This is a genomic window from Streptomyces sp. NPDC052236 (assembly GCF_044548015.1).
Taxonomy (GTDB): domain Bacteria; phylum Actinomycetota; class Actinomycetes; order Streptomycetales; family Streptomycetaceae; genus Streptomyces.
Genome location: NZ_JBIUBL010000002.1, coordinates 477279 through 489580, shown reverse-complemented (window position 1 = coordinate 489580; position 12302 = coordinate 477279). Strand labels below are relative to the sequence as shown.

Below are 12302 nucleotides of genomic sequence, written 5' to 3'. Positions count from 1 at the left end.
CGGCGGCACCGCCGCTCAGGCTCCGGCGGGCCTGGGAAGCGGCTTGCCGTACCAGAGCTCGATGAGACGGGCCGCGATCGAGATTCCGAACGGAGGCAGCACCTCCCCGGACTCGAACGCGGCCCGCAGGTCTTCCCGGGAGAACCAGCGCGCTTCGTGGATCTCCTCGCCGTCCACATTGATCTCGGCCGAGGTCGCCCGCGCCATGAATCCCAGCATCAGGCTGGACGGGAAGGGCCAGGGCTGGCTGGCGACGTACTCGACCTCGCCGACCATGACGCCCGCCTCCTCCCAGACCTCGCGGCGCACCGACTGCTCGATCGACTCGCCCGGCTCCACGAACCCCGCGAGCGTCGAGAAGCGCCCCTCCGGCCAGTGCACCTGGCGGCCCAGCAGCGCACGGTCTTCCTCGTCGGTGACGAGCATGATCACGGCGGGGTCGGTGCGCGGGTAGTGCTCGGCTCCGCAGGCCTGGCAGCGGCGGATGTGGCCCGCGGCGGCGATGACCGTGCGGTCGCCGCAGCGTGAGCAGAAACGGTGCAGCCGCTGCCAGTTCTCCAGCGCCACGGCGTGCACCAGCAGACCCGCGTCGCGCGGGGAGAGCAGCAGCCCGGCTTCGCGCAGCCCCGCGGGGCGGGCCGACTGGTCCATGCGGCCGGGAAGGGCGTCCTTCTGCAGGGCGAAGTAGCGCACTCCGTCCTCGTCCGTGCCCAAAAAGTACCGGTGGGTCTCGGTGGCGGGGGCCTCGAAGGCGGGGGTCATGACCAGTTCGGTGCGGCCGTCCGCGCTGTCGGTACTGTCGGTGGGTTGGTCGACCAGCGCCTGGCCGCCGGAGACCACGAAGACCCGGGTCGTGGGGTGGCTCCACGCCGCCGCGAGCCAGGCCTCGTCGAGACGGTGGTGCGCCTCGCGGTCGATGCCGCTCGGGGCGGTGAGGCCAATGGAGCCGATGGGGCTGTCAGGGCTGACGGCGTGGGCTGCGGCCGCGTAATCATTTGTGCTGGTGGTCACGGTACTTCCAACTCCCCCGGGTGGATCGGGTCTCAGGTCAGTGAAGGGCGGCGGCGGCGAGGTCGCCCCACAGGTGGGCGGTCGTTTCCGCCCCCTTGAGGAGCAGGTCCAGTTCCACCTTCTCGTTGGGTGCGTGCCAGCCGTCGGACGGTACGGAGATGCCCAGGAAGAGCACGGGAGCGTCCAGTACGTCCTGGAGGTCGGCCGCGGGACCCGAGCCGCCCTCGCGCGTGAAACGGATCTTCTGGCCGTCGAAGGCGCGGCCCATGGCCCGTACGACCGATCGCAGCGCGGGATGGTCCAGCGGGGTCAGACAGGGGCGGGTCGCCGCGCCGAAAGTGATCTTGTGGCGGATGCCGGCGGGGACGCGGGCCGCCACCCACTCGGCGACGGCCTGCTCGATCTTCTCCGGGTGCTGGCCCGCGACAAGGCGGAAGCTGAGCTTCAGCTGCGCGGATGACGGGATGATCGTCTTGCCGCCGGGGCCCTGGTAACCGCCGCCGATGCCGTTCAGCTCGGCGGTCGGGCGGGCCCAGACGCGTTCCAGGGTGGAGTAGCCCGCCTCGCCGAGAGTGGCGTGCGACTTGGCGGCGCTCAGCCACGCCTCCTCGTCGAAAGGGAGCTCCGCGAACAGTTCACGCTCGGCGTCGGTCAGCGGCGCGACGCCGTCGTAGAAGCCGGGGATCGTGACGCGTTCGTCGGTGTCGTGCAGGGCTGCGACCAGGCGGGCGGCGATGGTGGCCGGGTTGGGCACCGCGCCGCCGAACGAACCTGAATGGATGTCCTGGTCCGGCCCGTACAGCTCGATCTCACAGTCGGCGAGGCCGCGCATGCCGGTGCAGACGGTGGGCGTCGTCTCCGACCACATGCCGGTGTCGGACACGATCACGGCGTCGGCGGCGAGACGGTCGGCGTTGGCCTCGACAAGGGCGCGGAAGTTCGCGGAGCCGGACTCCTCCTCACCCTCGATCAGCAGCTTGAGGTTGACCGCGGGGGCGGTGCGCCCGGTGGCGGCGAGGTGGGCGCGTACGCCCAGGGTGTGGAAGAGGACCTGGCCCTTGTCGTCCGCCGCGCCGCGCCCGTACATCCGGCCGTCAATGATTTTTGGTTCGAAGGGGTCGGTGTGCCAGCCGTCCGCGCGGGCGGCCGGCTGGACGTCGTGGTGGCCGTAGACCAGGACGGTGGGGGCGTCCGGGTCGCCGGAGTCCCAGTGGGCGAAGACCGCGGGGGCGCCGGGTGTGGGCCATATCTCAGTGACCGGGAAGCCGGTCTCCCTGAGCTTGGCCGCGAGCCAGTCGGCGCTGCGCCGTACGTCCGCGTCGTGGTCGGGCTGAGCCGATACGGACGGGATGCGCAGCCAGTCGGCGAGGTCGTCGAGGAAGGCGGCGCGGTGCTGGTGAATGTACGTACGGACGACGCTGTCCGGGGTGTCGCTCATGTCCCCGAGCCTAACGGGACCCGGCGGCTGTCCCGTCGCCCGTCTCGCCAAGCAGGATGCGCTCCAGCTCGGCGCGGCCGGGGAGGGCGGCGGGCCGCACGACCTCTCCACTGCGTACGTAGACGAATGCGGCGTCAACGGCTTCGAGCGGGACGCGGTGCTGTTCTGCCCAGGCGAGGCGGTAGACGGCGAGCTGGAGGGGGTCGGCGGAGAGGGTACGGGTGGTCTTCCAGTCGACGATCTCGTACGTGTGGGGGCGGAGGGTGGTGGGGCTGGTGGTGCGGTAGACGGCGTCGATGCGGCCGCGGATCGCGCGGCCCGCCAGGGTGAACTGGAAGGGGGCCTCCACGCGGTACGGGGTGCGGTGGGCGTACGGGGTGCGCTCGAAGGCCTCTTTGAGCGCGGCAAGATCGCGCTCGTCCGCGATCTCCGGGTCGTCCTCGGAGCCGCCGGGGAGTTCGTCCGGGCCGAGCATGGGGAGGGGCAGCGCCTCGAACCGCGACTCCACCCAGGCGTGGAACCGGGTGCCACGGCGGGCGGCGGGCTGCGGGGGGCGGGGCATGGGGCGGGCCAGCTCCTGGGCGAATCCGTCGGGGTCGGCGGCGAGGCGCAGCAGCTGGGAGGCGGAGAGGGAGGGCGGCACGGGGACGTCGCGCACGGCGGCGCGGCTGCGGCGGAGCTCGCGGGCGAGGGCGTCGAGGTCGCGGTCCCAGGAGTCGATGGTGCGGGCGTCTTCGGGGGGCGGGTGGATGTCCCCCACCCCGCCCTTTCCCGAAACCGGGGGCGGGCCCCCGGCCCCCCAGGTGGGGGTGGGCGTGGGGGCTGACGCCCCCACAGCCCCTGGAGCGCCGGCTTCGCGGCGCGGATGCGGCGCGGGCCGCCGGGGGGTGGCCCCTGCCGGGCTGCGCCCGTCGGCTGCCTGCGGCGCGGCAAGCGTGGCCCCGTCGGCGGGAGCGTAGGGCGGCGGGGACTGCGTTCCGCCGCTGGCGTCCGCGTCGTACGCCGGCTCCCAGGCGTCGTAGCTGGGTACGGGGTCCGTCCCGCCCGGGCGCTCCTGCGGACGGGGGGCGCCGTCAGCGTCGTGCGCCGCCTCCCAGACGTCGTAGCCGGGCACGGGGTCCGTCCCGCCCGGGCGCTCCTGCGGACGGGGGGCGCCATCAGCGTCGAACGCCGCCTCCCAGACGTCGTAGCCGGGCACGGGGTCCGTCCCGCCCGGACGCTCCTGCGGACGGGGGGCGCCATCAGCGTCGTACGCCACCCAGGCATCGTCGCCGGGCACGGACTCGCCGCCGCCCGCGCCCTCTGCTGCGAACGCCTCCCGTGCCTCGCCCTCAGGCACGGACCGCCGCTCCGTCGGGCCCCCGTCGTCGTCGAACGCCTCCCACGCCTCAGCCTCAGGTACCGGCTCCGTACCGCACGGCTCGTGCGTCCTCGGGGCCGGGATTTCCGGGGCGTCCCACGGTCCTGGCTCACCCTCGTACGCGTGGTCGTGGGTGTCCTCGGGGAAGAGAGGGCCTTCCCACGGGTCCCAGAGCGGGAGGTCCGCAGGCTCCCCCGGTGCGGCGGGCGGGTCGGACAGGCTCGTCAGGTGGGCCAGCACCGTGTCCGCTGCCCTGCGGCGGCGGGCCAGGGATGCCGCGTCCAGCGGGAGCGGCCATACATGGTCGGCCGTCGTTCTGTGCAGGGACGGGTTCTCCGCGTCCTCCTCCGGCTCGTCCGCCCAGGCCTCGATCTCGCCGAAGCCCTCCACGCAGTGGTCGTGCAGCGCGCGCAGGAACGACGAAGGCCCCCGGCGGCGCTTCTGGGTCGGGCCCCACCAGTGGGCCGAGCCGAGGAGCAGCGAACGGGGGCGGGTGAAGGTGACATAGCCCAGGCGCAGCTCCTCGGTGTGCTGGTGGCCCTTCATCGACTCCTTGAAGGACTTGAGGCCCTGCGCGTCCCAGGACGGGACATCCGGGAGGGTCGCCGCGTCTCCCCGCAGCGCGTGCGGGAGGACCTTGGACTGGGCGGTCCAGGCCTCGCGGGCCTGGTCGTTCGGGAAGTGCTTGGCGACCAGGCCGGGGACCGCCACGACATCCCACTCCAGGCCCTTGGACTTGTGGGCCGTCAGGACCTTGACCGTGTTCTCGCCGCCCGGCAGGGCGTTGTCCAGGCCCTTCTCGTACTGCGCGGCGGTACGCAGGAAGGCGAGGAAGGCGAGCAGCGTCGCCTCGCCGTCCAGCGCCGCGAAACCGGCCGCCGTGTCCAGGAAGTTGCCCAGGGTCTCGCGGCGGCGCGCGGCCAGGGCGTGCGGGGAGGCCGAGAGTTCGACCTCGAGGCCGGTGGTGGCCAGGACGCGGTGCAGGACGTCCATCAGCGGGTCGGCCAGCGAGCGGCGCACATCACGCAGTTCGGCGGCGAAGCGGGCGAAGCGGACCCGGGCCTCCGGGGAGAAGGGAAGGCCGTCGTTCTGGCCGCCCGCCGACTCCAGGAAGGTGTCGAGCGCGTCCGCGAGCGAAATGACCTCGGCCGGGTCGGTGCCTTCCACGGCCGCGGCCAGGCGTTCGTCCGGGTCCGCCTCGTCGGCGGAGGTGCGGTGGACCAGCAGGCGGGCGCGGCGGCCCAGCAGTGCCAGGTCGCGCGGGCCGATCCGCCAGCGCGGCCCGGTGAGCAGACGTACGAGAGAGGCGTTGGCGCCGGGATCCTGCAGGACCTCGCACATCGCGACCAGGTCCGCGACCTCGGGCAGGTGCAGCAGCCCGGACAGGCCGACGACCTCGACCGGGATGTCCCGCGCGACCAGCGCGCCCTGGATCTCGGGGAAGTCGCCCGCCGTACGGCACAGGACCGCGATCTCGCCGGGCTCCTTGCCCGTAGCCACGAGGTGGGCGATCGAGTCGGCGAGCCAGTCGATCTCTTCCGCGTGTGTGGGCAGCAGGGCGCAGCGGACCATGCCGTCGCGCTCCGCACCCGGGGCGGCCCGCAGTGCCTCCACGCCCTCGTGCATGGCGCGCAGCGGGGCCGCGAGGCCGTTGGCGAGGTGCAGCAGCCGACCGCCGCTGCGGCGGTTCTCGCTGAGGGAGAAGCGGGTGGCGGGGCGGCCGTCGCCGTCGGCGAAGTGTGCCGGGAAGTCGTCCAGGTTGGCCACGGAGGCTCCGCGCCAGCCGTAGATGGCCTGGCAGGGATCGCCGACCGCGGTCACCGCGTGACCGGTGCCCTGACCGAACAGGCCGGACAGCAGCAGCCGCTGCGCCACGGACGTGTCCTGGTACTCGTCGAGCAGGACGACCCGGAACTCGTTCCGCAGGATGGCGCCCACCTCCGGCCGGGTCAGCGCCAGCTCCGCCGAGAGCGCGATCTGGTCGCCGAAGTCGAGAAGGTCGCGGGCGCGCTTCGCCTCGCGGTAGCGGATGGTCAGGTCCAGCAGCTCACGGCGAGCGGCGGCGGCCTCGGGGACCTTGCGCAGCTCGGCGTTGCTCAGCCGGGCGCTCTCCAGGGTGTGCAGCAGCTCGGCGTCGTACGCGGCGAGCTGCCCGGGCCGTACGAGATGCTCCGCGAGCTCCGCGTCGAGCGCGAGCAGATCACTGACCAGCGACGGGAAAGACCTGGTCAGCGAGGGATACGGGCCCGGCGCCTCGCGCAGCACGCGCGCGGCGAGCTGAAAGCGGGTGGCGTCGGCGAGCAGACGCGCGGTGGGCTCCAGGCCGATGCGCAGACCGTGGTCGGTGAGGAGCTGCCCGGCGAAGGCGTGGTACGTGGAGATGCGGGGCTCGCCCGGCGGGTTGTCCGGATCGATGACGTCGGGGTCCGTCACTCCAGCCCGTACGAGAGCTTTGCGGACGCGCTCGGCGAGCTCGCCCGCGGCCTTGTTGGTGAAGGTGAGTCCGAGGACCTGCTCGGGGGCGACCTGTCCGGTCCCGACCAGCCACACGACGCGCGCGGCCATCACCGTCGTCTTCCCGGAACCGGCTCCGGCCACGATGACCTGCGGGGCGGGCGGCGCGATGATGCAGGCCGTCTGCTCCGGGGTGAAGGGGATGCCGAGGAGCTCATTGAGCTGCTCGGGGTCGGTGATGAGTGCGGTCACCTCAGAGAGGCTAATGGGGACCACTGACAGCGGTGGTCCCATCGGCCTCACCACCGCGCTCGGCCTCGGGCCTCAGATATCAGCTATCGGCTATCGGCTATCGAGGCTCAGGGACCTCGGGCCTCAGACCCTGGGCCTCAGGCCTTGGGCCTCAGCCGAGCCCGGACTCAGCGCCCAGCTTCTCCGGGTCGACCACCTGGTCGGCCGGCGGGGCCACGGCGTTCACAGGCTTGTCGTAGTCGGAGTAGACCATCTCGCCCGGCTCGTCGCCGCCCACTTCAACGACCTTGAGCGGGTAGGGCTTGCCCTCCTTGGCCACGTACACGGTGATCGTATGACCTGCCGCCATCTTCTTGATGAGAGTGACCACGCTCTGGCCGTTGATCTCGGCGTCCGGGCCCTTCGTCATGCCCTTGCGCTCGGCCTTGTCCTCGCTCGTCTCCGCCGTCATGAGCTCGAACTCGCAGATCCCGCCCAGCTCCTCGGGGCCTTCCGCTCCCATCTTGAACCAGCGGCCCTTCAGCAGCTGGACCATGGCCTCGGGGTGTCGGCCTTGCTGGTGCCATCCCCTTCCATCGAGGCCCGCCAGAACTTCTCGTCGCCCTTCATGTACATCATCTTGCTGACCCGCAGCAGGTCGGCCTTGGAGCCGTCTATCCCCATCGTGCCGGTGCACGACCCGTTGGTGTCCACGGCGATGTCGATGCTCGTCTGCTCGCCTTCGGACGTGAACTCACCCGCCATCCTGATCGACTGGGCGCCCTTCATGACCGTGACCGCCTTCTCGGCTATCTGGTCGGCGGTCAGACCCGCGAAAGGAAAGACCGGGGCCTTCGACGTCGCGGCAGCCGTAGGTTCCTTGCTGCTTGCGGAGTCGGCCTTGCCCTTGGCGTCGTCGTCCTTGTTGGCACAGCCTGTCAGGCCGGCGATCTAGGTCACGCAGACCATCGCCATGACCACAAGTTTCGGGTTGACCGCCATCTGTACGTCTCCTCGTCGATCTGTTTATCGCGCGCTTATGCGACCGCCGTGGAGCTTGCATGGACGTACGCGAACAAGCGTGACATGCGTCACATCTCGTTGTGTCGTGCCGTGTCGCGCCGTGTCGTGCCGCGGCGCGCCGCCGTTCACTCCACTACGTGGCGGCCCTCCGGCTGCGCGCTGCACGAGGCGCGGAAGGCGCAGTGGGTGCAGTGCTGCCCGGCACTCGGGGTGAAGCGTTCATCGAGGACGCGTCCTGCCGCGGTGGCGAGCAGCTCGCCGACCCACTCCCCGTTCAGCGGCTCCTGAGCCTGGATCTTGGGCAGGCCGTCGCCGCCCTCCTTCTTGGGCGCGGGCTGGCGCAGCTGTACGAGTTCGGCGCCGCCGGCCTCCGGGCGGCGGCCGTCGAACGCCTCGTCCAGCGCGCCTTCGCGCACCGCGAGCTGGTAGACGGCGAGCTGGGGGTGGTGGTCGACCTCGTCCCTGGTGGGCGCCAGCTTGCCGGTCTTGAAGTCGACGACGTAGGCGCGGCCGTGTTCGTCCTGCTCGACGCGGTCCATGGAGCCCCGGATCCGTACCTCGTACTCCCCCGCCTCCAGCGTCACGTCGAAGTCGTGCTCGGTGACGGCGGGAGTCCGCCCGCCGCGGTCCATGACGTGCCACCGCAGGAAGCGTTCGAGCGCCACGCGCGCGTGCTCCTTCTCCTGCTGCGATTTCCAAGGCGCGTCGAAGACGAGCGCGTTCCAGACAGAGTCGAGGCGTTCCATCAGGACGGCGAGATCGGCGGGGGTCCGGCCGGAGGCGACCTCGTCCGCGAGTACGTGGATGACGTTGCCGAAGCCCTGGGCGGCCGTGGCGGGTGCGTCCGCCTTCACTTCGCGCCCGAGGAACCACTGGAGCGCGCAGGTGTTGGCGAGCTGGTCCAGTGCGCTGCCGGAGAGGGTGACGGGCTGGTTGCGGTCGCGGAGCGGGATCTTGCTCTCGGTGGGCTCGTACAGGCCCCACCAGCGGTGCGGGTGCGCGGACGGTACGAGCGGCTGGCCCTCGTCGTCGGTGAGCGCGGCGAGGCGGGCGAGCCGGTGCGCGGCGGCGTCGCGCAGGGCGTCACTGGCCCGCGGGTCCACTGTGGTGGCGCGCAACTCGGCGACGAGCGGGGCGACGGCGAGGGGGCGGCGGGGACGGCCGGTGATGTCCTTCGGTTCCGTGCCGAGTTCGGGGAGGAAGCGGGAGGGCTGGTCGCCGTCGTCGGCGGGGGCCTTGACGGCGGTGACGACGAGGCGGTCGCGGGCGCGGGTGGCGGCGACGTAGAACAGCCGGCGCTCCTCGGAGAGGAGAGCGCCGGGGGTGAGGGGCTCGGCGAGGCCGTCACGGCCGATGCGGTCGGCTTCGAGGAGGGAGCCGCGGCGGCGGAGGTCGGGCCAGAGACCTTCCTGGACGCCGGCGACGACGACCAGGCTCCATTCGAGGCCCTTGGAACGGTGGGCTGTCATCAGGCGTACGGCGTCGGGGCGGACGCTTCGCCTGGAGAGGGTGTCGGCGGCTATGTCCTGGGCTTCGAGCTCTTCGATGAAGTTGAGGGCGCCGCGGCCGCCGGTGCGTTCTTCGGCGCGGGCGGCGGTGTCGAAGAGGGCGCAGACGGCGTCGAGATCGCGGTCGGCGTTACGACCGGAGGCGCCGCCGCGGAGGGCGGCGCGCTCCAGGCGCGTGGGCCAGGGGGTGCCGTCCCACAGCTCCCAGAGGGCGGCCTCGGCGGTGCCGCCACCCTCAAGGAGCTCGCGCGCCTTGCGCAGAAGGGCGCCGAGGCGTTGTGCGCCACGGGCGTACGCGGGGTCGTGCGCGACGAGCCGCTCGGGCTCGGCGAGGGCGCGGGCGAGGAGCTGGTCGGAGGGCGGGGGTACGCGGTTGCCACCGGCGCGCTCTTCGTCGCGGAGGGCGCGGGCGAGGCGGCGGAGGTCGGCGGTGTCCATGCCGCCGAGGGGGGAGGCGAGGAGGGTGAGGGCGGTGTCGGTGGGAAGCCAGTGGCCGGGGTGCGGGGGTTGTTCGCTCCCCTCACCCGGCCTCCCCCAGAGCTTCGCCTGGGTGGCGGTGTCCCCGGCGAAGCCAGGGGGAGTACCCCCATCCCGAAACTGGGGGGCAGGCCCTCCAGACCCCTCCGCTCCAGCTTCGCCCGGCGTGGACTCCGAGACCTCGGCACCCGGCTGCGGCGTACCCAGGTGGGAAGCCGCAGGGCCAACCCCATCCACCCGGGCTTCGCCGGGTGGATCGAGTGGGGTGATGGTTCCTGAACCGACAGCCATCGCGTCGTCGGAGCCCGTCTCGCCGGGCATGGGGGGCATGGGGTCCGAGGCCTCGGACCCCGAGTCGGCGGCAGCCTGAGGGCCAGGCCCCTCCGCTCCGGTCTCGCCGGGCGGGTCGAGTGGAGTGAAGGCTCTCGGACCGGTGGCCCCGGTCTCGCCGGACACCGGTCCCGAACCGTCAGCACGGGCCTCGCCGGACACCGGTCCCGAACCGTCAGCACGGGCCTCGCCGGACACCGGCCCCGAACCCGCGGCCCTGCTCTCGCCGGGCGCGAACACCAAGGCCTCGGCACCCGAATCGGCGGCAGCCTGAGAGTCAGGCCCCTCCGCTCCGGTCTCGCCGGGCTGCGGGTCCGCACCCGCACCGCCCCCCGCCGGGGCCCTCCGGAGTGCCGCCGTTGCCACCGCTCGCAGTGCCGTCAGCAGCGGCGATACCGCCGGTTCATGGCGTAGCGCCACATCGTCGCCGTCCGTCTCCAGCGGGACGCCCGCCGATGTGAGCGCCCGGCGGACCGCGGGGATCGTGCGGCCGCCCGCGCGGACCAGGACCGCCATGTCGTGCCAGGGCACGCCCTCCTCCAGGTGGGCCCGGCGCAGGATGTCCGCGATGTTCTCCAGTTCCGTGGAAGCTGTCGGGAAGGTGTACGTCTCGACCTTCCCGCCCTCCCGCACCGCCCGCAGCTCCCGGTGCGCCCTGACCTTCTCCGACGGAAGGCGGGTCAGCGGCATCCGGCGGGTCAGCAGTCTCGTCGCCGCCAGCAGCTGCGAGCCGCTGCGTCGGGAGGTCGTCAGGACCGCCACCCCCGCCGGGTTGCCGTCCGCGTGCCGGAAGGTGTCCGGGAAGTCGAGGATGCCGTTCACGTCCGCGCCTCGGAAGGCGTAGATCGACTGGTCCGGGTCGCCGAGCGCGACCAGCGTCCGCCCCTGGCCCGCCAGCGCCTGGAGCAGCCGGACCTGAGCCGGGTCGGTGTCCTGGTACTCGTCCACGAACACCGCGTCGTACGGAACGTCGTGCGGGGACGCGATCCGCTCGGCCAGCAGGACCGCGCGGTGCACCAGTTCCGCGTAGTCCAGCACGCCCTGCATGTCCAGCACGTCCAGGTACTCCGCCAGAAACGTCGCCGCCGCCCCCCAGTCGGGGCGGCCGGTGCGTGCCGCGAAGCGGGCCAGGGAGTCGGGGCCGAGGCCCAGTTCCCGGCTGCGGGCCAGCACCGCCCGTACTTCGTCGGCGAAGCCGCGCGTGGTGAGGCAGGCCCGCAGCTCGTCCGGCCAGCCCTTCCCCGCAAGACCCTCCTTCTCCAGGTCGAGCTGGCCGGCCAGCAGGTCTCGTACCGCGACGTCCTGTTCCGGACCGGACAGCAGCCGCAGTGGCTCCGAGAAGAGATCGGCGTCCTGGTGCGCGCGGACCAGGGCGTAACAGAAGGAGTGGAAGGTCGTCGCCCGCGGAGCGTGCAGGGCGCCGAGCCGCAGCGCCATCCGGTCGCGCAGTTCCACCGCCGCCTTGCGGCTGAAGGTCAGGACCAGGATCCGTTCCGGATCCACGCCCTTCGCGACCCGCGCGGCGACCGCCTCCACCAGCGTCGTGGTCTTGCCGGTGCCCGGGCCCGCCAGCACGAGCAACGGACCGCGACCATGGTCAACCACCGCGCGCTGACTTGCGTCAAGGAGAGGGGGATCCACCGGGTCCGGCGGGGTACGCACCAGTCGGTACGCGCTCGGGGTCCTCCCCCTGTGCCCTTGCGGGCGTGCGGGGGCCCCCTGACGTACCTGTCGCTGGTACGTCGTACGCCCCGAGGTGGAGGAGGAACTCACGTGGATCGCCGGTCCTGGTGGGTGTGCTGGTGGTGATGGAGCGGTTCGTGCCGCGCGCTGGACGCGCTGGAGACGCTACGCCGCCGCGGGGCGGGGACGCAGCGAGTCGGCCGCGCACCCCGGCTCCGCACCGAACCCGGACCAGGACTGGTCCTCGGACCATCCCGGACAGCTTCGGCCGTACGACGCCCATGACGGTCTCATATGTGAGCGCCGTCGCCCGCCCGCGCCACCGCCCCGCCCTCGCCGCCGTCCCACCGCGCGCGCTTCATATCCAGCCGCGGCACGTGATCCTCGGCACTGCGTGCGGCCTCCCGCAGGGGCGTGCCCTCCGAGCGGTACTGCTCCAGGGCGCGCAGCTCATGGCCGGGCAGCAGCGTGCCGTCCGAGCGCACCACGCGCCACCAGGGCACGCCGCCGCCGTACAGCGCCATTACCCGGCCGACCTGACGCGGTCCGCCCTCGCCGAGCCATTCGGCGATGTCTCCGTACGTCATCACGCGGCCGGGCGGGATCAGCTCCGCGACCTCAAGCACCCGCTCCGCGTACTCCGGCAGCTCATCCATCCGGCCCATCCTGCCGCACACCACCGACAACGCCCTGAACAGCAGGCACAGTGGGCAGTGTGGACAGTGAGGAGAGTGTGGGACCGGAAAGGCAAAAAGGAGCATCTTGCGCATCTCACACCCCGGCGATG

7 protein-coding genes are annotated in these 12302 nt (G+C 72.5%); all 7 read right to left on the bottom strand.

Features of this window, described 5'->3' with window-relative positions:
* Positions 1-15 precede the first annotated feature (15 nt).
* Positions 16-951 carry an NAD(+) diphosphatase gene (nudC, locus tag ACIHCQ_RS06200; RefSeq protein ID WP_399658665.1) on the bottom strand — a complete coding sequence of 312 codons (936 nt, stop codon included), beginning with the start codon at positions 949-951 and terminating at the stop codon, positions 16-18.
* A 97-nt stretch (positions 952-1048) separates the two neighbouring features.
* Positions 1049-2449: a dipeptidase gene (locus ACIHCQ_RS06195; RefSeq protein ID WP_399658470.1), complete on the bottom strand. Its 1401-nt coding sequence runs from the start codon at positions 2447-2449 to the stop codon at positions 1049-1051.
* Positions 2450-2459: 10 nt separating this feature from the next.
* Complete coding sequence (locus tag ACIHCQ_RS06190; protein WP_399658469.1) at positions 2460-6515, bottom strand: UvrD-helicase domain-containing protein; 4056 nt, start codon at positions 6513-6515, stop codon at positions 2460-2462.
* Positions 6516-6666: 151 nt separating this feature from the next.
* Positions 6667-7050: a hypothetical protein gene (locus ACIHCQ_RS06185; RefSeq protein WP_399658468.1), complete on the bottom strand. Its 384-nt coding sequence runs from the start codon at positions 7048-7050 to the stop codon at positions 6667-6669.
* Positions 7035-7283 carry a hypothetical protein gene (locus ACIHCQ_RS06180; protein WP_399658467.1) on the bottom strand — a complete coding sequence of 83 codons (249 nt, stop codon included), beginning with the start codon at positions 7281-7283 and terminating at the stop codon, positions 7035-7037. The genes ACIHCQ_RS06185 and ACIHCQ_RS06180 overlap by 16 nt, the downstream gene beginning before the upstream one ends.
* A gap of 359 nt (positions 7284-7642) precedes the next feature.
* Entirely contained in the window at positions 7643-11605 is a 3963-nt protein-coding gene (locus ACIHCQ_RS06175) for a UvrD-helicase domain-containing protein (RefSeq protein WP_399658465.1), read from the bottom strand.
* A gap of 200 nt (positions 11606-11805) precedes the next feature.
* A complete protein-coding gene (locus ACIHCQ_RS06170) occupies positions 11806-12180 on the bottom strand; it encodes an MGMT family protein (protein ID WP_399658464.1) in 375 nt (124 codons plus the stop codon).
* Between the last annotated feature and the right edge of the window lie 122 nt (positions 12181-12302).

What these genes read in the sequence shown, in the direction of transcription:
- ACIHCQ_RS06195 (WP_399658470.1), bottom strand. Translation starts at nt 2,449, where the DNA reads ATGAGCGACACCCCGGACAGCGTCGTCCGTACGTACATTCACCAGCAC.
- ACIHCQ_RS06185 (WP_399658468.1), bottom strand. Translation starts at nt 7,050, where the DNA reads ATGGTCCAGCTGCTGAAGGGCCGCTGGTTCAAGATGGGAGCGGAAGGC.
- ACIHCQ_RS06180 (WP_399658467.1), bottom strand. Translation starts at nt 7,283, where the DNA reads ATGAAGGGCGCCCAGTCGATCAGGATGGCGGGTGAGTTCACGTCCGAA.
- ACIHCQ_RS06170 (WP_399658464.1), bottom strand. Translation starts at nt 12,180, where the DNA reads ATGGGCCGGATGGATGAGCTGCCGGAGTACGCGGAGCGGGTGCTTGAG.